At 72.7% G+C, this 26,521-nt stretch carries 21 protein-coding genes; 8 read left to right on the forward strand and 13 right to left on the reverse strand.

Annotated features, from left to right (window positions below; genetic code table 11):
* Window positions 1–38: 38 nt before the first annotated feature.
* Together ACH4NX_RS01575 and ACH4NX_RS01580 are read right to left on the reverse strand one after the other, a co-directional pair.
* Complete coding sequence (locus ACH4NX_RS01575; protein ID WP_398127319.1) at window positions 39–665, reverse strand: DUF4232 domain-containing protein; 627 nt, start codon at window positions 663–665, stop codon at window positions 39–41.
* 148 nt (window positions 666–813) lie between these two features.
* Complete coding sequence (locus ACH4NX_RS01580) at window positions 814–3,195, reverse strand: SpoIIE family protein phosphatase (protein WP_398127320.1); 2,382 nt, start codon at window positions 3,193–3,195, stop codon at window positions 814–816.
* Window positions 3,196–3,459: 264 nt separating this feature from the next.
* On the opposite strand from ACH4NX_RS01580, the gene ACH4NX_RS01585 reads away from it, so the two are divergent.
* Window positions 3,460–6,561 carry a glycoside hydrolase family 2 TIM barrel-domain containing protein gene (locus ACH4NX_RS01585; protein WP_398127321.1) on the forward strand — a complete coding sequence of 1,034 codons (3,102 nt, stop codon included), beginning with the start codon at window positions 3,460–3,462 and terminating at the stop codon, window positions 6,559–6,561.
* A gap of 210 nt (window positions 6,562–6,771) precedes the next feature.
* Here ACH4NX_RS01585 and ACH4NX_RS01590 read toward each other — a convergent pair whose 3' ends face one another.
* Window positions 6,772–7,107 (reverse strand): EthD domain-containing protein, encoded by a 336-nt coding sequence (locus ACH4NX_RS01590; protein WP_351400268.1) that lies wholly within the window; start codon window positions 7,105–7,107, stop codon window positions 6,772–6,774.
* A gap of 68 nt (window positions 7,108–7,175) precedes the next feature.
* Between ACH4NX_RS01590 and ACH4NX_RS01595 the strand changes: the two genes are divergently transcribed.
* The 5 genes from ACH4NX_RS01595 (at window position 7,176) to ACH4NX_RS01615 (ending at window position 12,890) form a co-directional block, all read left to right on the forward strand.
* Window positions 7,176–7,550 (forward strand): MerR family transcriptional regulator, encoded by a 375-nt coding sequence (locus ACH4NX_RS01595; RefSeq protein ID WP_351400269.1) that lies wholly within the window; start codon window positions 7,176–7,178, stop codon window positions 7,548–7,550.
* Between the two features lie 370 nt (window positions 7,551–7,920).
* Complete coding sequence (locus tag ACH4NX_RS01600) at window positions 7,921–10,164, forward strand: glycoside hydrolase family 9 protein (protein ID WP_398127499.1); 2,244 nt, start codon at window positions 7,921–7,923, stop codon at window positions 10,162–10,164.
* Between the two features lie 99 nt (window positions 10,165–10,263).
* Window positions 10,264–10,512, forward strand: a complete 249-nt coding sequence (locus tag ACH4NX_RS01605) for a hypothetical protein (RefSeq protein ID WP_351400270.1) — start codon at window positions 10,264–10,266, stop codon at window positions 10,510–10,512.
* 3 nt (window positions 10,513–10,515) lie between these two features.
* Window positions 10,516–10,893: a toxin Doc gene (locus ACH4NX_RS01610; protein WP_279565345.1), complete on the forward strand. Its 378-nt coding sequence runs from the start codon at window positions 10,516–10,518 to the stop codon at window positions 10,891–10,893.
* Window positions 10,894–11,285: 392 nt separating this feature from the next.
* Window positions 11,286–12,890: an RICIN domain-containing protein gene (locus ACH4NX_RS01615; RefSeq protein WP_398127322.1), complete on the forward strand. Its 1,605-nt coding sequence runs from the start codon at window positions 11,286–11,288 to the stop codon at window positions 12,888–12,890.
* A 41-nt stretch (window positions 12,891–12,931) separates the two neighbouring features.
* Here the strand turns inward: ACH4NX_RS01615 and ACH4NX_RS01620 are convergent, their stop codons facing one another.
* The gene (locus tag ACH4NX_RS01620; RefSeq protein ID WP_398127323.1) at window positions 12,932–14,101 is read right to left on the reverse strand and encodes a lactate 2-monooxygenase; all 1,170 of its coding nucleotides are present in this window, start codon (window positions 14,099–14,101) and stop codon (window positions 12,932–12,934) included.
* A gap of 390 nt (window positions 14,102–14,491) precedes the next feature.
* Here ACH4NX_RS01620 and ACH4NX_RS01625 point away from each other — a divergent pair, with 390 nt between their 5' ends.
* Window positions 14,492–14,926 carry a protease inhibitor gene (locus ACH4NX_RS01625; RefSeq protein WP_398127324.1) on the forward strand — a complete coding sequence of 145 codons (435 nt, stop codon included), beginning with the start codon at window positions 14,492–14,494 and terminating at the stop codon, window positions 14,924–14,926.
* 177 nt (window positions 14,927–15,103) lie between these two features.
* On the opposite strand, the gene ACH4NX_RS01630 is transcribed toward ACH4NX_RS01625, so the two are convergent.
* The 9 genes from ACH4NX_RS01630 to ACH4NX_RS01670 form a co-directional block, all read right to left on the reverse strand.
* A complete protein-coding gene (locus ACH4NX_RS01630) occupies window positions 15,104–15,364 on the reverse strand; it encodes a CDGSH iron-sulfur domain-containing protein (RefSeq protein WP_351400274.1) in 261 nt (86 codons plus the stop codon).
* On the reverse strand, window positions 15,345–15,989 hold the full coding sequence (locus ACH4NX_RS01635; RefSeq protein WP_351400307.1) for a HemK2/MTQ2 family protein methyltransferase: 645 nt from the start codon (window positions 15,987–15,989) through the stop codon (window positions 15,345–15,347). The genes ACH4NX_RS01630 and ACH4NX_RS01635 overlap by 20 nt, the downstream gene beginning before the upstream one ends.
* A 30-nt stretch (window positions 15,990–16,019) precedes the next feature.
* Window positions 16,020–17,051, reverse strand: a complete 1,032-nt coding sequence (locus ACH4NX_RS01640) for an iron-containing redox enzyme family protein (protein WP_398127325.1) — start codon at window positions 17,049–17,051, stop codon at window positions 16,020–16,022.
* Window positions 17,052–17,111: 60 nt separating this feature from the next.
* Window positions 17,112–17,291, reverse strand: coding sequence for a hypothetical protein (locus tag ACH4NX_RS01645; RefSeq protein WP_351400277.1), 180 nt, complete (start codon window positions 17,289–17,291; stop codon window positions 17,112–17,114).
* Between the two features lie 72 nt (window positions 17,292–17,363).
* A complete protein-coding gene (locus ACH4NX_RS01650; RefSeq protein WP_351400278.1) occupies window positions 17,364–18,374 on the reverse strand; it encodes a Ppx/GppA family phosphatase in 1,011 nt (336 codons plus the stop codon).
* A gap of 86 nt (window positions 18,375–18,460) precedes the next feature.
* Window positions 18,461–21,283 carry an NHLP bacteriocin export ABC transporter permease/ATPase subunit gene (locus ACH4NX_RS01655; protein WP_398127326.1) on the reverse strand — a complete coding sequence of 941 codons (2,823 nt, stop codon included), beginning with the start codon at window positions 21,281–21,283 and terminating at the stop codon, window positions 18,461–18,463.
* 1 nt (window position 21,284) lies between these two features.
* A complete protein-coding gene (locus ACH4NX_RS01660; RefSeq protein ID WP_398127327.1) occupies window positions 21,285–23,507 on the reverse strand; it encodes an NHLP family bacteriocin export ABC transporter peptidase/permease/ATPase subunit in 2,223 nt (740 codons plus the stop codon).
* Window positions 23,504–24,310 carry an HlyD family efflux transporter periplasmic adaptor subunit gene (locus ACH4NX_RS01665; protein WP_398127328.1) on the reverse strand — a complete coding sequence of 269 codons (807 nt, stop codon included), beginning with the start codon at window positions 24,308–24,310 and terminating at the stop codon, window positions 23,504–23,506. Before ACH4NX_RS01665 ends, ACH4NX_RS01660 begins: the two co-directional genes overlap by 4 nt.
* Before the next feature lie 113 nt (window positions 24,311–24,423).
* The gene (locus ACH4NX_RS01670; RefSeq protein WP_003978108.1) at window positions 24,424–24,639 is read right to left on the reverse strand and encodes a hypothetical protein; all 216 of its coding nucleotides are present in this window, start codon (window positions 24,637–24,639) and stop codon (window positions 24,424–24,426) included.
* A gap of 566 nt (window positions 24,640–25,205) precedes the next feature.
* Between ACH4NX_RS01670 and ACH4NX_RS01675 the strand changes: the two genes are divergently transcribed.
* Window positions 25,206–26,381, forward strand: coding sequence for a S1 family peptidase (locus ACH4NX_RS01675; RefSeq protein WP_398127329.1), 1,176 nt, complete (start codon window positions 25,206–25,208; stop codon window positions 26,379–26,381).
* Window positions 26,382–26,521: the final 140 nt, after the last annotated feature.

The raw sequence follows: 26,521 nt of genomic DNA on the forward strand, positions 1-26,521 counted from the left end.
GCGGCCACGACGCCTCGGGGCCCGTGCCGGCGTGTGCCTCACGGCCCCGTTCCGGCGTCCAGGGCGGTGACGGACACCGACGACTCGCCGCCGCCCACCGGGACCTCACCGGCCGTCCACTTCACCTTGAGCGGGTCGTGTTCGTCCGGCGGGGTGACGAGCAGCGCCGCCGGAGTGGCGGTACGGGCGCCACTGATCTGCGGGCTGGAGAACGACAGCCCCGCCCACGCGCTCTGCCCCGGTGCCAGCCTGAGTGTCTCGGGGGAGGCGGGCGCGCGCTCGGGGTCGGGGCCCAGCTGCTCGCCGGACGCGTCCACGAAGGCGGCGCCCGGATAGCCGTACAGGGTGCAGGTGCGGTCGGAGGTGTTGGTCAGGACTACGGGGAAGTTCCGCTGCCCGGCCCCCGGGTCGACGCGGCCGACGGCCGCGCGCAGTTCGGAGGTGTGGCAGCGGCCGTCGGTACGGGCGGAGGCGGAGGCCGATCCGGCGGTGTCACCGGGCGCGGTGGCCGCACCGGTGGCCGCACTGGTCGAACGAGGGGCCTTGGTGGGTTGTGGGGCGCTCGACGTGCTGCTCTCGCTGCCGCAGGCGCCCACCAGGCCGAGCAGCGCGACCGCGCTCGCGAGCCGGGCCGTACGGCGTACGGGCTGGGACGTGTTCGCCATCGCTTCTCCACACTCCCGTCAGCTTCCGGCGTACGGCCCGCCGCGTGTGGCCGTGTGGCGGCCGTGCCGTACGTCCTGTGCCTTCGAGTGTCCCGCCGGGTGGACCGGGAAACGAGGGGCGTGGGGGCGCACTGCGGAAGACGGGGGCTCACTCCGCGTCGAGCAGCCCCAGTTCCGCCCAGATCGTCTTGCCCTCGGTCGTGTGCCTGCTGCCCCAGCGCTGGGTGAGCTGGGCCACCAGCAGCAGACCGCGGCCGCCCTCGTCCCAGGTCTTGGCCCGGCGCAGATGCGGCGCGGTGTGGCTGGTGTCGGAGACCTCGCAGATCAGCGTGGCCATATCGTGGATCAGCCGCAGCCGGATGGGTGAGGAGCCGTACCGGATGGCGTTGGTGACCAGCTCGCTCACCACCAGCTCGGCGGTGAAGGACGCCTCCATCAGAGCCCAGGCGGACAGCTGTTCGACGACCTGTTTGCGGACGGGGGCGACCAGTGACGGATCGGCCGGGATGTCCCAGGTGGCGACCTGGCCGGCGGGGAGCCCCCGGGTGCGGGCCAGCAGCAGGGCCGCGTCGTCGGTGGCGCCGCCGTCCGGCGGGAGCAGGGCGCGCAGCACCCGGTCGCAGGTCGTGTCCAGGGAGTCGGCACAGGCCGTCAGGGCCTCGCGCAGCAGTGTCTGACCGGCGTCGGCCTCCCGGTCCCGGCTCTCGACCAGCCCGTCGGTGTAGAACGCCAGCACGCTGCCCTCGCGCAGCTCCAGCTCGGCGGACTCGAACGGCAGCCCGCCCACGCCCAGCGGCGGCCCCGAGGGCAGCCCGAGCTGCTGGGGCGGACCGTCGGGCGGGACCAGGACGGGCGACGGATGTCCGGCCCGGGCCAGGGAGCAGCGCCGCGACACCGGGTCGTACACGGCGTACACACAGGTGGCGCCGACCTCGCCCGCGCCGTCGTCGCCGGACTCCTCGGACAGCCGGACGACCAGGTCGTCGAGGTGGGTGAGCAGTTCGTCGGGCGTCAGGTCGATGTCGGCGAGGGTGCGGACGGCGGTGCGCAGCCGGCCCATGGTGGCCGAGGCCTGGATGCCGTGGCCGACGACGTCCCCGACGACCATGGCGACCCGCATCCCGGACAGCGGGATGACGTCGAACCAGTCGCCCCCGACCCCGGAGCGGGCCGCCGGGAGGTAGCGCGAGGCCGCCTCCACCGCGGCGGTGGGCGGCAGCCACCGGGGGAGCAGGCTGCGCTGCAGGGTCAGTGTCGTCTCGCGCTCGCGGGAGTAGCGGCGGGCGTTGTCGATGCAGACGGCGGCACGGGCGGTGACCTCCTCGGCCAGCAGCCGGTCGTCGTCCGTGAAGGGGTACGGCCGCCGGAACCGGGTGAAGACCGCGACGCCGAGCGTCGTACCGCGGGCCTGGAGCGGCACGGACATCGTGGAGTGGATGCCGTACTCCTCCACCCGCCGCACGCGCACGGGGTCCCACTCCCGCCACCGTTCCAGGTCGCCGCTGGGCACCGCGGCCACGATCGCGCGCCCGGCGACCAGACACTCGGCCTGGGGCGAGCCGGCCGGGTAGACGTCCAGTCGGCCGGGCTCGGCCACCGCCTCCGGGCAGCCCGGGTTGACCGACTGGTGGGCCGCGCGGCGCAGACCCACCGGTGGGGCCGGCGCGGCGGAGGGCTCGTCGCCGTGTTCCTGCGAATCCAGCAGGTCGACGCTCACGAAGTCGGCGAGCGTGGGGACGCACACGTCCGCCAGCTCCTGGGCCGTGCGGGTGACGTCGAGGGTGGTGCCGATGCGCACGCTGGCCTCGTTGACCAGTTGCAGCCGCTCCCGGGCGAGGTGCTGCTCCGTGAAGTCGTGGGCGCTCACGCAGACGCCGCTCACCTGCCCGTCGGCGCCGGTGAGGGGCGCGATGCGGGCGTGCCACGCGTGGGCGCGGCTCTCGCCGGTGGCCTTGAGGTGGGTGTGCATGTCGTAGTGACGGCCGGTGGCGAGCACCTGCCGCATGTGCCGCTCCAACTCCGTGTTCTGCGGCTTGCTGCCCAGGTCGGTGGGCCGCAGGCCGCGGACGCGGTCCGCCGGGAGACCGAGGAGCCGCGCCATGACGTCGTTGACGCCGCGCAGCCGGAGCCGGTCGTCGAAGATCATGGTGGCGCAGGGGGACTGGGTGAGGGCCGCCCTGACCAGTGGATCGTCCGCACGGTCGGTGCCGGGACCCGGCGGGGCGACGGCCAGCCACGTGCCCGGGCGGCCGTCCCGCGACGGTCTGTGGTGGGCGAGCACCCACACGGACACGGTGTGACCCTCGCGGTGCCGCAGCGCCAGGGTGCCGCTCCACCGGTCGTCGCCGGGCCCGGGTCGGGCGCCGTCGCCGCCGTCGGCCAGCAGCCTCGCGGCGGGGCGCCCCACGACGTCGGCGGCGGGGTGGCCCAGCAGCAGTCGGGCGCCCTCGTTCCACTCCCGCAGGGTGCCGGAGTCGTCGACGACTGCGCGGGCCGTGGCGGCATCGTCGAACGGGTTGACCGGACTCATCGTCGCCACTCCATTGCGCACACCCACAGTGAACAGCGCGTCACCTGCCCCCAGCCTAGTGCGTCCGGGCGGCGCGCGGACCCGAACCACCGGGCCCGTGACCGTGCCGCCGACGCACGGGACACCGAACGGCCGGGCCGCCCGGGGCAGAAAGTGCTTTCCGTGCTCTTGACGGCCGCGTGTGGCACAGCGTCAGAATCTGTTTGTTCACGATCAGTTGTGAGTACTTCTGAGCCTTGATGAGCTTGATGAGGGAGATCCGTCATGACGGTCACGCGCAGATCGGTTCTGATCGCCACCGCCGCCACGCCGGCGGCCGGGGCGGTGCTGGGCGGTGCCTCGTCGGCGTGGGCCGCGGACGCCACGGGGATCGGTGCGGGCCGCGGCACCGTCGCCCTGCGCGACGGCTGGCGGTTTTGGCTGGTCGACCCGGACGGAGCGGCCGAGGACCCCACCGACGCCGCCGACCCCGCGTACGACGACTCGGCGTGGCGCGAGGTCGCCGTCCCGCACGACTGGAGCATCGAGCAGACGCCCACCACGGAGCACGGCACCACCAGCGGCACCGGCTTCCTGCCGGGCGGACTCGGCTGGTACCGCCTCGCCTTCACCCTGCCGCCCGCCCTCGCCGGCAAGCGGATCTCGGTCGAGTTCGACGGTGTCTACATGGACGCCCGCGTCCACTGCAACGGCCGGGAGGCCGGCCGCCATCCGTACGGCTACACGGGCTTCGCCCTCGACCTCACCGACCTGGTGCACACCGACGGCCGCACCGAGAACATCCTCGCGGTCCAGGTGCGCAACCGGCTGCCGAGCAGCCGCTGGTACTCCGGCAGCGGGATCTACCGCGAGGCCCGCATCGTCGTCACCGAACCGGTGCACGTGCGGCGCTGGGGTACGTACGTCACCACCCCGCGGGTCAGCGAGGAGCGCGCCGTCGTCCGCGTGGAGACCTCGGTCGTGAACGCTTCGGGCACCGCGCGCGAGGTCGAGATCCGGTCGACGGTCAAGGACGCCGACGGACGCACCGTGGCCCGCGCCGCCTCCATGGCCGGCGTGACCGACGAGGCGAGCGAGATCCACGAACTCACCGTCCCCCGCCCCCGGATGTGGGACTTCGCGACCCCGCACCGCTACACCCTGCACACCGAACTGCGCGTCGGCGGCCGGACCGTCGACACCTACCGCACCCCGTTCGGCATCCGGACCTTCCACGTCGACCCCGAGAAGGGCTTCCACCTCAACGGCCGGTACGCCAAGATCAAGGGCGTCGACCTGCACCACGACCTCGGCGCGCTCGGCGCCGCCGTCAGCATCGACGCGATCCGCCGCCAGATGACCATCATGCGGTCGATGGGCGTCAACGCCTTCCGCACCTCCCACAACCCGCCCGCGCCCGAGATGATCGAGGTCTGCGAGGAGATGGGCATCGTGATGCTGGTGGAGGCCTTCGACTGCTGGCGCACCGGCAAGAACAGTCACGACTACGGCCGGTTCTTCGACGAGTGGGGCGAGCGGGACGCCACCGAGATGGTGCTCGCGGCACGCAACTCGCCCGCCGTGGTCATGTGGTCCATCGGCAACGAGGTCCCCGACTCCACCTCCACCGCCGGACTCGCCATGGCCGACCGGATCATCGACGCCATCCGCGCCGCCGACGACACCCGCCCACTGGTCATCGGCTCCGACAAGTACCGCCGGATGCCGGCCAGGGGCTCCGCGGCCGACCTGATGCTGGCCAAGCTGGACGGCCTCGGCCTCAACTACAACACCGCCAAGTCGGTGGACGACCTGCACGCGGCCTACCCGCACCTGTTCCTCTTCGAGTCCGAGTCCTCGTCCGAGACCTCCACCCGGGGCACCTACCAGGAGCCGGAACACCTGAACACCGGCGAGAACCAGACGCCCGGCAAGCGCGCCACCTCGTCCTACGACAACAACCTCGCCTCGTGGACCATGAGCGGCGAGTACGGTCACAAGAAGGACCGGGACCGGAGGTGGTTCGCCGGCCAGTTCCTGTGGTCCGGCATCGACTACATCGGCGAGCCGACGCCGTACGACGTCTTCCCGGTGAAGGCGTCCTTCTTCGGCGCGGTCGACACCGCCGGCTTCCCGAAGGACATGTACCACCTGTTCCGGAGCCAGTGGACGGACGAGCCGATGGTCCACCTGCTGCCGACGACCTGGAACCACCGCGAGGGCGACACGGTCGAGGTCTGGGCGTACGCGAACGTCGACACCGTCGAGCTGTACCTGAACGCCAGGTCCCTCGGCATCCGTACGTTCGACACCAAGAAGACCGTCGACGGCCGCACCTACCTGGAGACCACCGAGGCCACCGGCGACGACAAGACCTTCACCGACGGTCCCTACCCCGGCAGTTACACCAGCCCGAACGGCAGCGCGGGCAAGCTCCACCTGGCCTGGAAGGTGCCCTTCGAGGCGGGCGAGCTCAAGGCGGTCGCCCGGCGCGACGGCAGGGTGGTGGCCACCGACGTCCTGCGCACCGCCGGGGCTCCGCACGCCGTGCGCCTCGCTCCGGACCGGGAGAGCGTCGCCGCGGACGGCCGCTCCCTGGTCTTCGTGACCGCCGAGGTGGTCGACCGGCGCGGGGTGGTGGTGCCCGGCGCCGAGCACCTGATCTCCTTCGACGTCGCGGGCGGCTCCCTGGCCGGAGTGGACAACGGCCGCCAGGAGAGCGCCGAGCGCTACCAGGCCAGTACCCGTACCGCCTTCCACGGCAAGGCCCTCGCCATCGTGCGGTCCGGCACCCGGCCGGGCACGGTGCGGGTGACGGCCCGCGCGGACGGGCTGCGTACGGGCACGGCGACCGTGCGCGCCCGCCGCGCCGAGTCCCGCGCCACCACACCGGCCGCGGAGTTCCGGCCCGAGTACCCGACGCCCCCGGACCTCCCGCACGCGGACGCGAGCTACTCCGGCCGCCCCGACACGCTCCCCGCCGCCATGCTCGACGGCGACCCGGCGACCGGCTGGTCCAACGGTTTCCACAAGGCGGCCACCGCCCTGCTGCCCGCCTTCGACGGGGCCCGCGCCGAGGACTGGGTCTCGGTCGACCACGGACGCCGGCGCACCTACGACCGGATCGAGGTCTCCTTCACCGTCGACGCCACCCACAGCCTGCCCGCCACGGTCGAGGTCGCCGTCTGGGACGGCCGCGCCTGGCGCGCGGCGAAGGGGGCGCGGACCGACTGGGCCGCCCAGTCAGACGCGCCCACCGTCATCACCTTCGACCCGGTACGCGGCTCCCGCGTCCGCCTGACGCTGACCGGCCGCCACCCCGACGAGGTGGAGGGAGCGGTCCGCGTCAGCCGGCTGGAGGCGCCCGCCGCCCAGCCGGTGCGCTGACCGCGGGGAGCGCTGAGGGACGTGGTGGGTGACAGCCGCCCTAAGTGCGGTGGCCGCAGGGCCACCGCACTCGGATCGTAGGCTCGGGCGTGCCGTTGACTGATGCGCCGTGGGCCCGGGACGTCAACGGTGTGACGGGCGCGGACGTCAACCTGTATGCGGCCGGCCGCGAGCCCCGAGTCCGCATCCGCCCGTCGAGTCGGCGGTCCGTCAGACGACCTCCTTCTCGTCGGTGACCATCACGGCCACCGAGTCCATGTCGATGAAGCGTGCTTCGTCGGGGTTGACCAGCGTCCGGTAGTTGTCGGAGGCGAAGAAGGCGTCGTGGTCCTCCCAGTCCTCGAACCAGATCTCCGTCAGGCCGTCGTAGGCCCGGGGCGGGTAGTTCTCGGCGGGGACCGGGTGGGACACGGTGTACTTGCGCACGTAGCGCTCCGCCTCCGGGATGGAGGTGAACAGTGGCGCGTGCCGGTCCCGGTGGTGCTCGACGAAACGCTCGTAGGACATTCCCTCGACGCGGTTGATCATGAAGATGAGTTTCAGCATGGAGTTAACCTAAAAGCTCACATCAATGTCAGGGTCAAGTGAGGCCAGGAGCATGGGAGGGGTTCGGCATGCGGATCGGTGAACTGTCCGCCCGGACGGGAGCCAGTCGCCGGTCGCTGCGCTACTACGAGGAGCAGGGCCTGCTCGTCAGCTCCCGCTCGCCCAGCGGGCAGCGCCACTACGAGGAGGGGCACGTCCAGCGGGTGCGCCTGGTGCGGGCGTTCCTTGCGGCGGGCATGTCCAGCGGCACCATCGTCGAGATGGTGCCCTGCATGTCCGAGCCGAGCGAGGACGGGGCGCGGCAGGCGCTGGAGATCTTGGGCCGCGAGCGGGCCCGGCTGCTGGGGGTCATCGACGGCCTCGCCGCCGCAAGGGACGCGCTGGACCACCTCATCGAGGACAACCACGCGTATCTGGCACGGTCGGCGCACGACGAGGCGTGAACCGGGCCGCGTCGGAAAGGCGTGACGGTCCCGGTCGGCCACGACCCCAGGCCCAGGAGGGGTTTCGGGAGAGCTCACCCCGACGAGTCGACGTCGTCGAGCCGCAACGGCACCTCGATGCCCCGTCCGGGCACTCGCCCGTGCGCCACGGCGTTCGCCGTCGGTTCCGCGACGAGCAGCCCGGCCGAGCCGGAGCCGGAGCGGAGCAGGAGCGGGAGCCTCGCGTGCGCGGTCCGGGCGGGAAGCAGTCCGGTCCGGACCGTTGACGGGATGTCATGTCTCCCACAAGCATGTCCTGCGACCGCATTTGGGAGCGCTCCCATAGGAGAGAGCGCCGCCTCCCCCGAGGAGTCCGCACGTGACAAGACGCCTGACACGACGCAGAACCGCCCTCGTCTCCCTGACCGCCCTGCTGGCGGCCGCCGTCACCGCGCTGCCCGCCGCCCCGGCCGGAGCAGAGGAGACCGAGCAGGTCAAGAACGGCACCTTCGACAACGGCACCGACTCCTGGTGGGCGAGCGGCAACGTCACCGCGGCCGTGTCCGACGGCCGGCTGTGCGCCGACGCCCCCGGCGGCACCACCAACCGCTGGGACGCGGCCGTCGGCCAGAACGACGTCACCCTGGTCGCGGGGGAGTCGTACAGGCTCTCCTTCACCGCGAACGGCACGCCCGCCGACCACGTGGTCCGGGCGATCGTGGGCCTGTCGGTGTCCCCGTACGACACCTACCACGAGGTCAGCCCGCAGCTGAGCGTCTCCGGCAACACCTACTCGTACACCTTCACCTCACCCGTCGACACCACCCAGGGCCAGGTCGGCTTCCAGCTCGGCGGCACACCCGACGCCTGGCGGTTCTGCGTGGACGACGTGTCCCTGCTCGGCGGCGTGGCACCCGAGCCGTACGTGCCGGACACCGGGCCGCGGGTCCGGGTCAACCAGGTCGGCTACCTGCCGTCCGGCCCGAAGAACGCCACGCTGGTCACCGACGCGACCTCGCGCCTGCCCTGGCAACTGAAGAGCGACGGCGGCCGGGTCGTCGCCCACGGCTGGAGCAAGCCGCGCGGCGTCGACGCCTCCTCCGGGCAGAACGTCCACTCGATCGACTTCGGCCGCCACAAGAAGCGCGGCGAGGGCTACACCCTGGTCGCCGACGGCGAGACCAGCCGCCCGTTCGACATCGGCACCGCCGCCTACGACCGGCTGCGCACCGACTCCGCGAAGTACTACTACACACAGCGCAGCGGCACCCCGATCAGCGGCGACCTGCGTCCCGGCTACGCCCGCCCGGCCGGACACGTGGGCGTGGCACCCAACCAGGGCGACACCGAGGTGCCCTGCCAGCCCGGCGTCTGCGACTACACCCTCGACGTCTCCGGCGGCTGGTACGACGCCGGCGACCACGGCAAGTACGTCGTCAACGGCGGCATCTCCACCTGGGAGCTGCTCAGCACCTACGAGCGCTCGCTGCACGCCCGCACCGGGGAGCCCTCGAAGCTCGGCGACGGCACGCTCGACATCCCGGAGAGCGGGAACAAGGTGCCGGACATCCTCGACGAGGTGCGCTGGGAGCTGGACTTCCTGCTGAAGATGCAGGTGCCGGACGGGCAGCCGCTGGCCGGCATGGCCCACCACAAGATCCACGACGAGGCGTGGACCGGGCTGCCGCTGCTGCCCAGCGACGACCCGCAGAAGCGTGAACTGCACCCGCCGACCACCGCGGCCACCCTCAACCTGGCGGCGACGGCAGCCCAGGCGGCCCGCCTCTACCGTCCCTACGACCGGGAGTTCGCCGCGAAGGCGCTCGACGCGGCCCGTACGGCATGGGCCGCGGCCCTGGCCCACCCGGACGTGCTCGCCGACGAGAGCGACGGCATCGGCGGCGGGGCCTACCCGGACAGCAAGGTCGACGACGAGTTCTACTGGGCGGCGGCCGAGCTGTACCTGACGACGGGGGAGCGGGACTTCAAGGAGTACGTGCTGAACTCCCCGGTCCACACCGCCGACATCTTCGGCCCCCTCGGCTTCGACTGGGCACGCACCGCGGCGGCGGCCCGCCTGGACCTCGCGACCGTGCCGAACCGGCTCCCCGGCCGGGACCAGGTACGCCGCTCCGTCGTCCAGGGCGCCGACCGGTACCTGGCCACGCTCAAGGCGCATCCCTACGGCATGCCCTACGCTCCCGAGGACAACGTCTACGACTGGGGCTCCAGCCACCAGATGCTGAACAACGCGGTCGTCCTCGCCACCGCCTACGACATCACCGGCGGCTCGAAGTACCGCGACGGCGCGCTCCAGAGCATGGACTACATCCTGGGACGCAACGCGCTGAACATGTCGTACGTCACCGGCTACGGCGAGGTCAACGCCCACAACCAGCACAGCCGCTGGTACGCCAAGCAGCTCGACCCGGCGCTGCCGGCCCCGCCCGACGGCACCCTGTCCGGCGGGCCGAACTCGAACATCCAGGACCCCTACGCACAGAGCAAACTCCAGGGCTGCGTCGCCCAGTTCTGTTTCATCGACGACATCCAGTCCTGGTCGACCAACGAGCACACCATCAACTGGAACGCCGCGCTGGCCCGGATGGCCTCGTTCGTGGCCGACCAGGGCTGACCCGCACAACCGTCCTGCCCGCCTCCCGCGGTACCGTCTTAACGCTGCTCTGACCTGCGGGTATTTACGGGTCAGTACCCGCGCGGTACCGTGGGAGGCATGCCAGCTCTGAACGTGGAGTTCAGCGACCGCGAGCTCGAGGACCTGCGGCAGATCGCCAAGGAACGCGGTACGTCGATGAAGGCGCTCGTGCGGGACGCCGCCGCCGCCGACATAGCCCGGCACCGGGCGTTGCAGGAGGGGGCGGAGGCCTTCCGCCGGTTCTTCTCGACCCACGCCGACGAGTTCGCGGCCGCCTTTCCCGACGACGAGCCACCGCCCGTCCGGGGCGAGGGGCGGGCCGCCTGACCCATGGCGCCGGTCCTGCACATCGACGTGCCCTGGCTGCTCCAGCGCCACGAGGAGGTGCTGCCGGAGCAGCCCACCGTCAACGACTTCTCCGCGCTGGTCGCCGCCGTCGCCCGGCACCGCGTCGACCCGCCCCGCCTCGGCGTGAACTCCGACCCGGCCTGGCGGGCCGCCGCCCTGCTGCACACCCTCGCCGTGCTCAGGCCCCTGCCCGCCGCCAACGCCCGCTTCGCCTGCGCGACGGCCGTCGCCTACATGTACGCCAGTGGCGTCGGCATCGACCCGCCCTACGGTGCGCTGGTCGACCTGGCGCGCGACCTGATGTCCGGCGGGGCCGACGTCTACGGCGCGGCCGACCGGCTGCGTTCCTGGCAGCTCTGAGACCCCGTGCGCGGCGCGCCGGCGCGTGCACGTGTTCCACACGGACACGGACACGGACACGGACACGGGCACGGACACGGAGTGCGTGCGGAAAGCCGAAAGCCGGTGCGAGCCGCATGAGTCGCCCCGGATTCTGACCAACTTTCACATGGGGTCGGGGTCGCCCGGTCGCCTTGTTGACCATGAGCGGTTTGTGCGAGAGTGAAGCACCCGTGCGGGGGGTAAAGGCCGGGTCACGCACGCGCCTTGATGAACCAGGTCGGATTTCGCCTTGGCGAATTCACGCTCCCCACACCGCGCCCAAAAGGTATACACCAAAGGTATACACCAATCAGGATTCCCTTTTCGGCGACCGGAACTTCTGAGCATGCGCGTGGGAAGGAAACATCTCAGTGTCCACCCCCCACCCTCCCCGAGCCGCGTACCCGCCCTCCGGCGGGGATCCCGGGGAGTCCGACGAGTCCCTGGCCGCGCGGCTGAGGGGCGGCCCGGACGAGGCCGCCCAGGCCGCCGCGCTCCTGCTGGCGCGCCACTGGCAGCCGGCCCATGACTACGCCACCATCTGCCTGGCCACGTCGTCACAGGTGACCGCCATGGTGACCGCCGCGGCCTGGCACCGGCTCCTGGGCCGGCTGGCCCGTGGCGAGCCCGCCACCGCCCTGCGTCCGCGACTGCTGGTGGCCGTACGGGACACGGTCCGGCAGTGGTCCGCCGACGACGGGATATCCGGCCTCCTTCCGCACCTGCTCAAACCCGCCGGCGGGCGTGGTATGCGGGCGGCGAAGTCCCTGACTCCGGAAAACCGCACGCTGGCCGCGCGCGCATTCGCGTCCCTCCCCGGACCGGCCCGCTGTTTGCTGTGGCACACGGAAGTCGAAGGAGAGTCCATAAGTGTCCCGGCCGGTCTGCTCGGCATGGATACCGACACCGCGTCGGTCACCCTCGAACAAGCGCGTGAGAAATTCCGCGAAGGTTGTCTGCACGCCCATGGACAGTTGGCGCCCACCCAGGACTGCCGCTTCCACAGCCGCCTCCTGGACGTCCCGATCCGCCGGGGCGGGGCGCTGCTGCCGGATGTGCGAAAACACCTCGTGGACTGCCGGCACTGCCGTCACGCCGCCGAGCAACTGAGCCATTTCGAGCGTGAGCTGGGCACGCTGATCACCGAAGCGGTGCTCGGCTGGGGTGCCCGGCGCTATCTCGACTCCCGTCCGGGGCGGGCGACGTCGGGCACTCTCGCCAAGGGCGCCGCCCGGCACCGGGGCGGCCGCCCCGGGCTGCTGGCCCGGATCCCCGTGCCCCTGCGCCGGATCCCGGGCACGCCGCGCCCCGGCCGGTCGATGCTCCGGCAGTTCGGCGCGGCCTCGGCCTCGGTGATGGCGGTCGTACTGGTGGTGAGCGTGTGGTCGTACGACGGCGGCGGCGCCGACCCGGCCTCCTCCACCAGCGCCGTCGGGGAGGGCGGCGTGGCCTCCGCGACCAGCCGCCCCCGACCGCCCGGTGCGGCCGGGCTGCCCACGGCGGCCGACCGCACCCGGCTGCGCAACGTCGCGGCGGACCTCTGCCTCGACGTCCGGGGCGAGCCGAGAGCCGGCGCGGGCACCCGGCTGTCGGCGTGCTCCGCGGCGTGGACCCAGCAGTGGACCCACGAGGCCGACGGGCTGTGGCGCAGTGTCGCCGACCCGGGGCTGTGTCTCGACTCGCGGGCGGACGCCGGAGTCGTCGTCCTCGGTACCTGCGCCGACGAGGGCACCGAGCGGGGCGACGACGTGCGCCACGACCTGACCGGCCCGGGCGAGCTGGTGCCGCGCTGGCAGAAACAGCTCGCCCTCGCCGCCACCACCGTCACCACGGACGCCGACATCGTGGTGAAGGTGCGTGACGGTTCCGAGGGCCGTCGTTGGCGGACCGATCCGGTACCGACGGCGGAGGGCTCCCTGTCGGTCGACGGCACCGACACCCCGGGCGCCCGGCGGGTGGAGCTGCCGGGCACCTGAACGGGACCGGCTGATGGCCGGTGCGGGGCGGGCGGGTTCGGTCAGGCGGGGTCCTGGACGAGGTCCGCGGGGCCGGGCGTGGCCGGAGAGGAGTGCCCCGACAGGGCCAGGGTGAGGTCGAGTTCGGCGAGCAGGCAGCGGATGACGTGCTCGACGCCGGCCTGCCCGTCGAGCCCCAGGCCGTAGACGTAGGGGCGGCCGAGCAGCACCGCCCGCGCTCCGAGCGCGAGCGCCTTGAATACGTCGTCGCCGGTGCGCACACCGCTGTCGAACAGCACGGTGAGCCGGTCACCGACCGCCTCCACCACACGCGGAAGGGCGTCGGCCGCCGCGACGGAACCGGCCACCTGACGGCCACCGTGGTTGGAGACCACCACGCCGTCCATCCCGGCGTCGGCGGCGAGCCGGGCGTCGTCCGGGTGCAGGACGCCCTTGAGGACGATCGGACCGTCCCAGTTCTCCCGCAGGAACGCCAGATCCGGCCAGGACTTGGCGGGATCGGAGAACATGCCGACGAAGTGCATCACCGCCGCGTTCGGATCCTCGTGCACCGGTTTCGCCAGCCCGGCCCGGAACGCCGGGTCGGAGAAGTAATTGGCGGTCCCCACCCCGTGCAGGAACGGCAGGTACGCCTGGTCGAGGTCGCGCGGGCGCCAGGACAGCAGGGGCGTGTCCAGCGTGACGAACAGCGCGCTGTACCCGGCCGCCCTCGCCCGGTCCAGGAAGCTGCGGGCCACCTCGCGGTCCTTCGGCCAGTACAGCTGGAACCAGCGCTCGGCGTCGCCCATCGCCTCGGCGACCTGCTCCATGGGCGTGCTGGAGGCGGAGGACAGGATGAACGGCACGCCCTGCGCGGCGGCGGCCCGGGCGACGGCCGGCTCCGCGTCCGGATGCATGATCGACAGGACGCCCACCGGTGCCAGCGCCAGCGGGGCGGGCAGGGAGCGGCCCAGCACCTCGAGGGAGAGGTCGCGTTCGTGTACGTCCCGCAGCATGCGCGGCACGATCCGGCGCCGGTCGAGAGCCGCCCGGTTGGCGCGCGCGGTGCTGCCGTCACCGGCGCTGCCCGCGACGTACCCGACGGGGCCGGGGCCGAGGCGCCGCTCGGTCAGCTCCTCCAGCCGGGTCAGGTCCGTGGGCAGCCGCGGCACGGCACCCGTCATCCCGTTCAGGTAGATCTCGTACTGGAAGTCCGCCCAGTGCTTCGCCATCCCCGGGTCCCGCCTCTCGTCGTCGAGCTCGCGCCGCCAGCACCATACCCGCGGGTATGCGGAGCCCTGCCGTCGGGGGAGCAGCGGAGAAGCGGGGGAGACGCAGGGGGAGACCACCTGTTTCAGGAGTGTTTCAGGCCTATTGGTGATCGTGCGGATCGCGCCATTCGGCCAGTTCACGCCTCAATAACCGATCAAGAACCGCCCTGTTCCGGACTTGGAACGTTCGAATCTCGTGACTTCACGCCACTGATTCAATACGCAAGGTTACCGAAACCCATGGGGTCGAGGTGAGTTTCGGCGACGGACTCGGCAGACTCGCGCTCGCCGTTCCGGCACCGACCGAGCCGGTCCGGCGACACCCTCATATCGAGCGGAAGGATGCACACAATGCGGAACACCGCGCGCTGGGCAGCGACTCTGGGCCTGACGGCCACCGCCGTCTGCGGGCCCCTCGCCGGGACCTCCCTCGCCTCCCCGGCCACCGCCCCCGCGTCGCTCTACGCCCCCTCGGCCCTTGTGCTGACCATGGGGCACGGAGAGAGCGCTGCCACCGCCGCACCGGTACGCGCGGTCACCCTGACCTGTGCCCCGAAGGCCTTTGGAACCCACCCCGACGCCGTGTCGGCCTGCGCGGAACTGCGCGGCACGGGCGGCGACTTCGACGCCCTGACGGCCGACTCCGGGGTGCTGTGCACCCGCGAGTACGCCCCCGTCGTCGTCACCGTCGACGGTGTCTGGCAGGGCCGGCACGTCTCCTACGAACGCACCTTCGCCAACGAGTGCGTGAAGAACGCGGGCAGCGCGAGCGTCTTCACGTTCTGAGGACCGGGACCGCCCGGTCCGTGCGGCGTGACCGGCGGCTCGCTACTGGGGAGTGCGAGCGCCGCCGTACGGAACGCGAGGTCCCGCACCGGGGACGGCGGACGGAGTGGGGCCGTCCGCCGTCCTCCCCGGAGCATCGGGAGTCAGGGGGCCACCAGACAGAAGGGGACCGGGCTGTCAGCCCTTCGCCCCCGGCCCGGAACCGTCACCGGTGCCGGACGACCTGGCCCGGTGGCTGGTGTCGCACCACGGGTAGCGCCGGCTGCGGCGACAGGTGCACAGGGCGACCCGGAAACGGTCGGACGACACCGTCGTCCCGTCCTCCAGCTCCACCTCCACCGGGCCCTCCACCAGCAGTGGCCCCCGACGCTGGACCTTGATCCGGCGCGGGGCGCACGGGTCGGAGGGACGCGGGGGTTCAGACGGGGAGTTCGGCACGGACGACCACCAGCTCCTCCTCGTCGTCGGCCGGTGACAGCAGCCCGCGCTGCCGCAGCCAGCGCTCCCGGCCGCGCACCACGGGACCGAACGCGATCCGCTGCCGCCGGGTCACGGCCGCCTTCAGACCGGCCGCGCGCAGATGCCCGACGGTCCGCTCGGGTTCGCTGAGCGCCGACTGCACCAGCAGCAGCACTCCGCCCGGCCGCAACAGGGCGGGCACCTCGCGGCAGATCCGGTCCAGGACCAGCCGCCCGTCGTGACCCGCGTCCCAGGCCCGCGCCGCGCCGCGCGGCCGGCGGCGACCGCCCGGCGCCGGTACGTAGGGCGGGTTGGCCAGCACGAGGTCGAACGACTCACCGCGTACGGGTGTGAAGAGGTTGCCGTGCCGGACGCGGATCCGCAGCCCGCACCGAGCGGCGTTCACCCGCGCCGCGCACACCGCGCGCCACGACACGTCCACCGCGGTCACCCGCGCGCCCCGGCGTGCCGCAGCCAGGGCGAGGGCGCCCGAGCCGGTCCCCACGTCGAGCACGGCCGCGCCCGGTGGGAGCGACTCGTCGGACAGCGCTCCGGCCAGCAGGGCGGTGTCCTCCTGAGGGGCGTAGACGCCCGGTAGCACCATGTGGTTCACGGATCCCACGTACCCCGGCCGTCACGGAATATGGGAGGTTTCGGAATCTTCGCGCGGCAGGCCGGACAGCGGCGCGCGCAGCGACGACCGCCCGGCCCGCCAGTCGGCGAGGAGCCGGGCGCCGAAGCGTTCCTCGACGTATCCGGTGGCGTCGATGCCGAAGACGACGTCCGCCGCGAGGTGCGGCTCCTGCTCCAGCAGACCGTCGATCACCTCGTGCCGCACGATCTGCTCGTGCACCGCGTCGGCCTCGACGTGCTCGTCGTAGAAGTGCTCGGCGGCGGGCCCGGCGCCGGTGCGGCGCATCGCCTCGGCGAGCCGCCGGGAACCGGGCGACGAGGTGATCTCCACCGCCGCGAAATGGCCCACCAGGGCGCCGCGCAGGGCACGGTGCAGGCCGAACAGGGACATCATGTTCACCGTGGCCAGGCACTCGGCGGACGCCGCGTCGAGATGGCGTCCGTACGTCGTGTCCAGGCCCAGGTCCGTCATCAGGTCGGCGAACAGGCGGGCGTGCACCCGCTCGGGCCGGCCGCCGCCGTACTCGTCGAACTCCACCGCCGCCATCGCCGCCTTGGCGCGCCCCCACAGCCGCGGCAGCACCCAGGCGTGCGGGTCGGCCTCCTTGAGGTGGTACAGGGAGCGCTGCGCCGCGTACTCGCGCAGATGCCACAACTCGCCTTCGTCCCGCAGGAAGTGGCTGATGCCCTTTCCGTCGACCGGTTCGACGAGCAGCTCCCCGACCGCGTCCTCCACGCTGTCGTGGACCTGGGTGTCGGCGCGCAGCGCGGACAGGAAGCGCTGCTCCAGCGCTGCCCGGGTGCGAAGCAGCCCGGGGTCCCACTCCAGGCCGGGGGAGACACCGGCGAAGCCCCGGTAGTGCAGCTCGTAGCACTGGTACAGGGCGAGCTGGAGGTCGTCGCCGTACGCCGGCGCGGCGGCGACGGTCTCCGGGGCGGGCAGCGGGCCCGCCCCGAGCAGACAGGCGCCGACGGCCTCGGAGAGCGGGCCCCGGGCCGTCGGCGGCTGTGGTCCTTCACGGTCGTACTCCATGGCGCCGCGAGTACCCGGACACCACCGTGGCACCCCCGCCCGCACGGAGTCACTCACCTGTCACTCGCCTCCGGCGTCCTTCTGGGCCCCGGTGTTGGGCGAGGTGGCATCGCCCGCCTCACCCCGGCGCGGGCCCTCGTCGGACTCCGCGTCGCGCGGCCTGGACTCCCTGATCTCGCGCAGGACCTCGTCAATGGCGGTCTCGGGCTGCTGGTCGGTGCGGTCGCCGTCCTCGGACACGGATGTCTCCTCTCCTCGTACTGTTCGGTCGGTCGTGTGTTCACGGCTCGGGCATGGCCCGTCCCCCCGTGGTCAGCTGGACGTGGTCGCCACGCGCAGGGGCACCGGGGCCGGGACGGCCGCCTCGTCGTTGCGGCGGGTGACCTCAGCCCACCAGGACGGCCCGTCCTCGATGTGGCGCAGCAGAATGCCCTCGCGGATCGCCCAGGGACAGAGCGTGACCGTTTCCAGCCCGGTCAGCTTCATCGCGGTGTGCCCGACCACCGCCCCCGCCAGGCTCTGCGCCGCCCGCGGCGCGGAGATGCCGGGCAGCCGGGCCCGCTCGGCGGCGGACAGGGCGGCCAGCCGGCCGATCGCCTCTCCGAGGTCCGAGCAGCGCATCTGCCGCTCCATGAACGGACCGTGCCGGCCCGGCGACGCCCCGCACAGCCGCCCGAGCTGCTGGAAGGTGCGGGAGGTGGCAGCCGCGGTGCGTGGCCCCTCCCAGCGGATCCGCGCCGCGACGTCCCGCAGCTGATGGCGGACCTTGCGGCGCAGCGCCCGGACCTGTTCCGGCGGCGGTGCCTCCTCGCCGCCCGCGAGGAACTCGTGGGTCAGCCGTGCCGCCCCCAGGGGCAGCGAGGCCACGAAGTCGGGCAGCCGGCCGCGGCCGAAGGCGATCTCCAGTGAGCCGCCGCCTATGTCGAGCAGGGCGAGCGGCCCGGCACGCCAGCCCATCCAGCGGCGGGCGCCGAGGAAGGTCAGCTCCGCCTCCACCTCGCCCGGCAGGGTGCACAGGGCGGTGCCCGTACGGGCGCGGACGGTGCTCAGTACCTCTCGGCGGTTGGGCGCGGCACGCACCACGGCGGTCGCGAAGGCCAGCGGTTCCGCCGCCCCCCAGCGGGCCGCGGTCCGGTTCGCGTCGGCGACCGCCTCCACGAGCCGCTCCACGGCCTCCTCGGGGACCGGGTCACCCGGCCTGACCTGTTCGGACAGCCGCAGCCGCCACTTGGCGGTGTGGACCGGCAGCGGCACCCCGCCCTCCGCGTCCGCCACCATGAGCCGGACCGTCTTCGATCCCACATCCACCACGCTGATACGCATGAAGGCGCAGGTACCCATTTCCGCGCCGGTCCAACGGATCCCGGGGCGGTACGGCCGGAAACCGGGGTCCCCGCGGCGCCCCGGGTTCAGGCCAGCTGCCGTCGCACCAGCTCGTGCAGCCGGCCGCCCGTGTCCGCGAGCAGCTCGGCGGGCGGGCCCTGCTGGGCGATCCTGCCGTCCTCCATCACGATCACGCGGTCCGCGTCCAGCACCGTGGACAGCCGGTGGGCGATCACGACCCGGGTGGCGTCGAGCGCCTTGGTGGACTCGATCACCGTGCGCTGCGTCTCGTTGTCCAGTGCGCTGGTCGCCTCGTCGAAGAAGAGGACGCGCGGCCGGCGGATCAGGGCCTGCGCGATCATCAGCCGCTGCCGCTGCCCTCCGGAGACCGCCCCGCTCCCGGAGACGATCGTGTGCAGGCCCATCGGCATCCGCTCGATGTCCTCCGCGAGCCCCGCCATCTCGGCCGCCGCCATCACCTCCTGCGGCGTGTACGGCTCGGTGCCGCAGATGACGTCCAGGATCGATCCGGTGAACGGCTGCGCGTGCTGGAGCACCACCCCGCACTGCCGGCGCACCGCCGACCGGTCGAGCGCGGCGAGGTCCTGCCCGTCGTACAGGACGCCGCCCGACAGCGGCCGGTCGAAGCCGATGAGCAGCCTCAGCAGGGTCGACTTGCCGCAGCCGCTGGGGCCGACGACCGCCACGAACTCGCCCGGCCGGATCGCGAAGGACACGTCGTCCAGGACCAGCGGCCCGTCGTCGGTGTACCGGAACGACAGCCGGCGCGCCTCGATCGCCCCGGACAGCGGCCCGGGCCGGGTGCTGGCCGTACGGACCTCGGGCGCGGCGTCCAGGACCGGCCTGATCTCCTCGAACAGCGGCAGCGCGGCCACCGCCGACACGAACGCGCCGGTCAGCTGGGTGACCGAGGTCAGCAGCATCGTCACCGCCGCGTTGAAGGTGAGGAACTCGGCCGCCGACATCGAACCGCGCGCCGGACCGGCCAGCAGCATGAACATCAGCAGCGTGCACAGCGGCAGGTACACCGCGCCGAGCACCGCGTTCACGTTCTTGACGCGCCCGGCCTGCTGCTGGAGCTCACGGCTGCGCGCGAACTGCTCCGCCCACGCCGCGTACGCGTAGTTCTCGGCCGCCGCGACCCGGAGCTTGGGCAGTCCGCGCAGGGTCTGGAACGCCTGGTTGTTCAGCTTGTTGGTGAGCTTGACCAGCCGCCGCTGGTAGCGCACCTGCCACAGCCCGAGCCCCAGGAACACGGCGGCGACCACCACCAGCATGCCGATCGCCGCGAGCGCCATCGGCACGCTGTACCAGAGCAGCAGCCCCAGGTTCATCGCCCCGACGGTCACCGACTGGGCCACCGTCGGACCGACGCCCGCCAGCAGCCGGCGGATCGCGCTGATGCCCATGGCCGCGCCGGCCAGCTCACCGGTGGAGCGCTCGGTGAAGAACCTCGTCGGCAGCCGTAGCAGCCGGTCCCACACCGCGGGCTGGAGGGCCGCCTCGACACGTCCCTCCAGCCGCAGGACGGTGAGGTTCTGCGTCAGCGTGAAGGCCGCGGCGACGACGCCGCTCAGCATCACCGCGAGACAGACCTGAGTGATCAGCCCGGTCTGCGCCTTCGGCACGAACTCGCCGAGCACCTTGCCGGTGGCGATCGGCACCAGCGCGCCGAGCGCCACCGTCACCAGCCCGGCGAGCAGCAGAGCGGTCAGATCACGGCGCGTGCCCCGCATACAGAACCGAAGCAGCCGCAGCGGACCGAGCCGGCGCTCGGGCAGCGGCCGGTAGAACATCACCGCGGACGGCTCGAACTCCTCGGCGTTCGCCTTCTCTACCGGCGTCCGACGGCCCGTCGCCGGATGGACGGCCACGTATCCGCCGCGCCGCCACAGCAGTGCGACCGGCGCGCCCGACAGGGCCCGGTGACCGACCAGCGGCCCGACGTCGTCCCGCCACCAGCGGCCGTCCAGCCGTACGGTCCGGGTGCGCACGCGGGAGGCGACGGCGACCCGCTCCACCGGATCGAGGCGGTCGCTCTCCGCGCCGTCGCGGGAGGGCTCGGCGAGCGTGATCCCGGCGGCGCGGGCGACCATCCGGCAGGCCGCGTACGTGGCGTCGGCGTCGGCGGCCGTGGTGCGCTTGTCCGACCGCTTGCCGATGGAGGCCAGCAGTGTCCGGTCGGCCTGGGCGCGCACCGCCTCACCGGCCTTGATACCGGCCGCCGTGCGGGTCTCGTGGGTGCGTTCCAGCTGCTCGATCCAGCGCTCCAGCGTGGTCAGCAGCCGGTACTGCTGGTCGACCAGGCTCTGCCACAGCGCCGGGTCCATCAGCAGGTCGGCGGCGGCCTCGTCGCCGTACACCGCGCCGTACTGCACGCTGCCGGGCGGCACCTGCATCCAGAACACGTCGTCGTCGGCGGGTGCCGTCGCCCGCTCGGTCGCCATCGGCGCCTGGAAGAGGACGGTCAGGCCGCGGCCCACGCCGAGGGCGAGGGCGTACTCCAGCGGGCTCGTCGTCGGCGGCACGTACTGGGGGGTGCCGTACGCGTCGTACGACCACGTCTGGGTGCTCGCCGGCTGGTACAGCTCGCGCAGTTGGACGCGGTGCACCACGCAGTCCCGCAGTGGACGCGCGACCAGCGTGTGCCGGGGGCCCGTGACCGGTCCGAGCAGTACCGAGCCCGCCTCCAGGCGGCCCAGGTGGTGCCAGTGGCCCTGTTCCCCGGCGTCGACCGCGAACAGGTCCACCGCGCCGGACGCCACCAGCCACAGCACCTGCGGACCCTCCAGGTCCAGGCGGCCCGACCCGGCGCAGTCGACGCGGGTGCCCAGCGAACCGAGCGCCCCGAGGACGAGGTCGCCCTGTCCTTCGTGCACGGCTGTCATCTCAACGCTCCCTGACCAGCGCCGCGTACGCGCCTCCGTGCGCGACCAGCTCCTCGTGCCGCCCGCGCTCCACGACGGTGCCGTGCTGGAGTACGACGATCTCGTCGCTGTCCCGCACGGTGCTGAGCCGGTGCGCGATCACCACGCAGGCACAGCCGCGCCGGCGCAGGTTGTCCATGACCACCAGCTCGGTCTCCGCGTCCAGGGCGCTGGTCACCTCGTCGAGGACGAGGATGCTGGGCCGGCGCACCAGGGCCCGCGCGATCTCCAGGCGCTGCCGCTGCCCGCCGGAGAAGTTCCGCCCGTCCTGCTCGACCCGGCTGTGGATGCCGCCCGGGCGACGCGTCACCACGTCGTACAGCGCGGCGTCGCGCAGGGCTTCCACCACCGCGTCGTCGGGGACCGACGGGTCCCACAGCGCCACGTTGTCGCGGACGGAGCCCTCGAAGAGGAACACGTCCTGGTCGACGAAGGAGACGGAGGACGCGAGCGCCCCGCGCGGTATGTCCTCCAGCCGCCGGCCGTCGATACGGATCACACCGTCCCACGGGGCGTACAGTCCCGAGATCAGCCGGGACACGGTGGACTTGCCGCTGCCCGAGCCGCCCACCAGGGCCACCTGCTGCCCCGGCCCGACGGTCAGGCCGAAGCCGGTGAGCAGGGGCTTGTCGAGCGGGTTGTAGCCGAAGGAGATGTTCTGGAGCTCGACGTGGCCGTGCAGCCGGCGGGTGGAGTCGCTGGCGCCCGGGCGGTCGTGGAGCGGGTCGGTCCGGAAGTTCTCCACGTCCTTCAGCCGGGCCACGTCGGCCGCGAAGTCCTGGATGCGGCCCGCGACGCCGTTCAGCCGGGTCAGCGGGGCCGTGAAGCGGACCACCAGCGCCTGGAACGCGACCAGCAGACCGACCGAGATGTGCCCCTCGACCGCGCGCATGCCGCCGATCCACAGGATCAGCCCGCTGTTGAGGGTGGCGAGCGTCGGCGCGACCACGCCCAGCCAGGCGCTCGGCACCCCGAGCCGCTGCTGCTCCTCCAGGGTGGTGGCGTGCTGTCCCGCCCATGTGCGGAAGTAGCCGTCCTCACCGCCGGTCGCCTTCATCGTCTCGATCAGCTGGAGGCCGGTGTACGCGGTGTTGGTCAGCCGCGCCGTGTCCGCCCGCAGCTTCGCCGTACGGGTCGCGCGCAGCCGGATGACGATCCGCATCGCGAGGATGTTGAGCAGGGCCACGCCGATGCCGACGAAGGTGAGCTGGGGGTCGTACGTGTACAGCAGTACGGCGTACAGGACGACGACGATCGCGTCGACGCCCGCCGCGGAGAGGTCGCGGGCCAGTGTCTCGGCTACGGCGTCGTTGGACTGCAGGCGCTGCACCAGGTCGGCGGGGCTGCGCTGGGAGAAGAAGGTCACCGGCAGCCGCAGCAGATGGCGCAGGAAGCGGGCGCTGGAGAGGGTGGAGGAGATGATGCGGCCGTGCAGCAGGTTCGCCTGCTGGAGCCAGGTCAGGACCAGGGTGAGCAGCACGCAGGCCCCCATCGACGCGAACAGCACGCCGAGCAGTGAGGTCTGCCCCCCGATCAGGAACATGTCGATGTAGGAGCGGCTGAGCGCGGGAACCGCCGCGCCGACGGCCACCAGCAGCAGGCTCGCCAGCAGGGCGGCGGGCAGTGTGCCCGCGGTGCCGCGCAGCCGGGCCGGCATCGCGCCGAGCACGCCGGGCCTGCGGCCTCCCCGGGTGAAGCCCTCGCCGGGCTCCATGGTCAGGACGACCCCGGTGAAGCTGCCGTCGAAATCCTCCAGGGTCACGAAGCGGCGGCCCTTGCCGGGGTCGTTGATGAACACCCCGCGGCGGCCGAATCGGCGCCCCATGCCGTCGTAGACGACGTAGTGGTTGAACTCCCAGAACAGGATGGCCGGCGCCGTCACCTCGGCCAGGGCGGCCAGGTCCATCTGCATGCCCTTGGCGGTGAAGCCGTAACCGCGTGCCGCCTTCAGCAGGTTGCTCGCCCGGGAGCCGTCCCGGGAGACGCCGCAGGCGATGCGCAGCTCCTCCAGCGGTATGTGCCGGCCGTAGTGGCCGAGCACCATCGCGAGGGAGGCGGCGCCGCACTCCACGGCCTCCATCTGGAGGATGGTGGGTGTGCGGACGGTCTTCGCCCGGCTCCTGGGCACCCCGCGCCTCGGCGGCGCGGCGCGGCGTCTGCCCCGGGTCTCCTGTGCGGTACTCACGGCAGCAGCCAATCGACGGGTCGCTGGTCGGCCAGCCGGATGGAACCCTCGGCCATGGTCATGGAGGTCAGCTCGAACGGTGGTCCGTCCGCGGACGACCACTCGTAGCCGCTCCTCGTGGATTTCGACGTGTCCAGCCGGACCGTCACGGCCACCGGCCTGCCCTCCTTGGTGAACTGTTCGCCGAGCTGGCTGTCGCCGAGGAACGCGGAGATCGTCTGCGCCGACTGCGCCGAGCGGTCCACCGACCTCACCCGGCCGTGCAGGACGCCGTACTCCTGCGTCGGCACCGACTGGACGGTCAGGTCGACGGAGGCGTGCGCGGGGATGGCGGCGGCGTTCTCGGCGGGGACGTAGACGGTGGCGAAGAGCGGATCGTCGGCGTGGGCGACCTTCTCGACGGAGGCGATGTTGGCGCCGGTGCCGATGATCTGCCCGACGGTCGCGGCGAGTGCGCTGACCCGGCCGGCGTCGACCGCGCGGACGACGGTCTCACCGTCGGCGGTGCGGACCTTCAGCACGGGGGCGTCGGCGGCGAGTCGCTCGCCCTGGCGTGCGAGGACGGCGGTGACCTGGCCGGAGACCGGGCTCTGCAGGAGGTAACTGCCCTGCCCGTGCGTGAGGATGGCGGGTGCGGCGACCGTGGAGGTCACCGAGCCGCTCACCGCCCACACGGACGCGGCGGCCATCGCGACCACGGTCACGGACAGCACCAGCCAGCCCTGCGGGCGGGCGAAACGCACCGGAAGATCCAGCTCCTCCGGTGACTGGAGTTTTGCGAGGGCCTGTTGGCGGAACTGCACGTCGGACGTATCCCAGGGTTTTCCGGCGAAGCCACGGAGGGCGGACCGCGGCACGACGGCCGAAGAGTCCCGGAGCCTGGACGGCTCCGGGACTCAGCGGCACATGGGCGCGATCAGAGACCGGCGACCAGGCCCGTGACCGGGGCCGTGTTCAGGCCGGTGACACCCTCGACGGTGCCGACGGCCGTGTTGAGCAGGCCCGAGACCGGGGCGATGCCGTCCACCAGGCCGGTGACGGTGCCGACGGCGTTGACGTTCAGGCCGCCGGAGACGTTGTCGAGGTCGGCGTCGGAGATCTCGACGGTCTCGACCTGGGGGGTGGAGTTCATGATGGAACTTCCCTTCGTATAGCCATTTCACAAGGGGGGAGCGGCCCCCTCTGGGGACAGAAGACGGCCGCGACCGCGGGCGCCGGGCGCCCCGTTCCGGAGCCCTCCGCGGCCCCCGCGGTGCGATGGATCAAAGCACGCGGCCGGTCCGCGCTTCCAATCAATCATCCCTCTCACCTGGGCACTTATGGCCCCCCGGCGCTCAAGCGTGCAGGTGCGGGCACGCCTTCGCGGCGACTTCTTCACATGGTGCGCGGCATCGTCCCGTGCCACCCCTTGCTCCTGGGCGGCGGAGTCGGCTCACCCTCCCCGCAGGAGTGCGGGACGCCCCCGGGTTGTGCAGATCCTCCAACGAGGGTGACCGGGTTGGGCATTCGATGTGCAGATTCCCTGAAGTGGGCATTCCGCTCCGCGACCGGAACCGAGCGTCGCCGAACGCATGCGCAGCGTGCCGAGGCGGCGTGATTGAACGGCCCGTCCGGCCTGTGCGTATGAACAGCCATCCAGGCGCCCCCCGACAGCTGCCGGACCGGCGGCACGGACCCCGTCCCAGGAGGTCGAGAAGGTTGAGTCACAAGCGGATTCCGAAGCGCAGGGCCGCGATGGCGGCAGGCGGTGTGGTGGCGCTCGGCGCGGCCGCCGTCCTGCTGCCGAACGCCAACGCCTCGCAGGACGGCGGTACCCCGCACGACGCGGCGGCGGCGCCGAGGACCCTGAAGGCGGCGGACGCGTCGGATCTCGCCTCGCGGCTGGCCGGCCTGCTCGGCGACGCCTTCGCGGGGTCGTACTACGACACCGGCGAGCAGCGGCTCGTCGTCAACGTCGTTCCGGGCGACGACGACCAGGTCGTCGCGCGGGCGAGGAAGGCGGGCGCGGAGGTCCGCGAGGTCGGCAACAGCATGGGCGAGCTGAGCGGCGGCGCGCGGACTCTGCGGTCCGAGGCGACCATCCCGGGCACCTCCTGGGCCCTCGACCCGCGCACCAACAAGATCCTGGTGACCGCCGACAGTACGGTCACCGGCGCGAAGTGGGACCGACTCGAGTCCACCGTCGAGAGCCTCGGTCCCGGCATGGCGACCCTCAAGAAGTCCGCCGGCACCTTCAAGACGTTCGTGTCGGGCGGCGACGCCGTCTTCGGCGGCGGTGCGCGCTGCTCGCTCGGTTTCAACGTCACCGCGGGCGACGGCTCTCCCGCGTTCCTGACGGCCGGTCACTGCGGCGTCGCGGACGACCAGTGGTCCGACGTGCAGGGCGGGCAGCCGATCGCGACCGTGGACCAGACGGTCTTCCCCGGTGAGGGCGACTTCGCGCTCGTCAGGTACGACGACCCCGCCACCGTGGCGCCGAGCGAGGTCGACCTCGGGGACCAGACCGTCCGGATCAGCCGGGCCGCGGAGGCGACGGTCGGGCAGCGGGTCTTCCGCATGGGCAGTACGACCGGACTGGCGGACGGCCAGATCCTCGGCCTGGACGCCACCGTCAACTACCCCGAGGGGACGGTCACCGGCCTCATCCAGACCGACGTGTGTGCCGAACCCGGCGACAGCGGTGGCTCCCTCTTCACCCAGGACGGCCTGGCGACAGGCCTGACATCCGGCGGCAGCGGCGACTGCGCGGTCGGCGGCGAGACGTTCTTCCAGCCGGTCACCACCGCTCTGGAGGCCGTCGGCGCCACCCTGGGCGGCGACGCCGGTGACGGTGAGGGCGTCGGCGGTGTGGACGGCTCCGGCCTGACGGGCTGACCCGAACGCCCACCCCTCGGGCACGGCTCCCCGCACCACCGGCCGGCCCCCGGCGGCGGTGGGCGGTCCGGGCCTTCGGCGGGAGGCCCGGACCGCCCCCCTACCCGCACCCGGCCTCCCGCCCGGGCTCACCCAGGTCC

It is taken from the genome of Streptomyces sp. NPDC017225 (assembly GCF_044331465.1).
GTDB lineage: Bacteria > Actinomycetota > Actinomycetes > Streptomycetales > Streptomycetaceae > Streptomyces.

Bases quoted from the DNA above. Each gene is read 5' to 3' on its own strand.
- ACH4NX_RS01575 (WP_398127319.1), bottom strand. From the start codon at position 665: ATGGCGAACACGTCCCAGCCCGTACGCCGTACGGCCCGGCTCGCGAGC.
- ACH4NX_RS01580 (WP_398127320.1), bottom strand. From the start codon at position 3,195: ATGAGTCCGGTCAACCCGTTCGACGATGCCGCCACGGCCCGCGCAGTC.
- ACH4NX_RS01585 (WP_398127321.1), top strand. From the start codon at position 3,460: ATGACGGTCACGCGCAGATCGGTTCTGATCGCCACCGCCGCCACGCCG.
- ACH4NX_RS01590 (WP_351400268.1), bottom strand. From the start codon at position 7,107: ATGCTGAAACTCATCTTCATGATCAACCGCGTCGAGGGAATGTCCTAC.
- ACH4NX_RS01595 (WP_351400269.1), top strand. From the start codon at position 7,176: ATGCGGATCGGTGAACTGTCCGCCCGGACGGGAGCCAGTCGCCGGTCG.
- ACH4NX_RS01605 (WP_351400270.1), top strand. From the start codon at position 10,264: ATGCCAGCTCTGAACGTGGAGTTCAGCGACCGCGAGCTCGAGGACCTG.
- ACH4NX_RS01610 (WP_279565345.1), top strand. From the start codon at position 10,516: ATGGCGCCGGTCCTGCACATCGACGTGCCCTGGCTGCTCCAGCGCCAC.
- ACH4NX_RS01620 (WP_398127323.1), bottom strand. From the start codon at position 14,101: ATGGCGAAGCACTGGGCGGACTTCCAGTACGAGATCTACCTGAACGGG.
- ACH4NX_RS01625 (WP_398127324.1), top strand. From the start codon at position 14,492: ATGCGGAACACCGCGCGCTGGGCAGCGACTCTGGGCCTGACGGCCACC.
- ACH4NX_RS01635 (WP_351400307.1), bottom strand. From the start codon at position 15,989: ATGGTGCTACCGGGCGTCTACGCCCCTCAGGAGGACACCGCCCTGCTG.
- ACH4NX_RS01640 (WP_398127325.1), bottom strand. From the start codon at position 17,051: ATGGAGTACGACCGTGAAGGACCACAGCCGCCGACGGCCCGGGGCCCG.
- ACH4NX_RS01650 (WP_351400278.1), bottom strand. From the start codon at position 18,374: ATGCGTATCAGCGTGGTGGATGTGGGATCGAAGACGGTCCGGCTCATG.
- ACH4NX_RS01655 (WP_398127326.1), bottom strand. From the start codon at position 21,283: ATGACAGCCGTGCACGAAGGACAGGGCGACCTCGTCCTCGGGGCGCTC.
- ACH4NX_RS01670 (WP_003978108.1), bottom strand. From the start codon at position 24,639: ATGAACTCCACCCCCCAGGTCGAGACCGTCGAGATCTCCGACGCCGAC.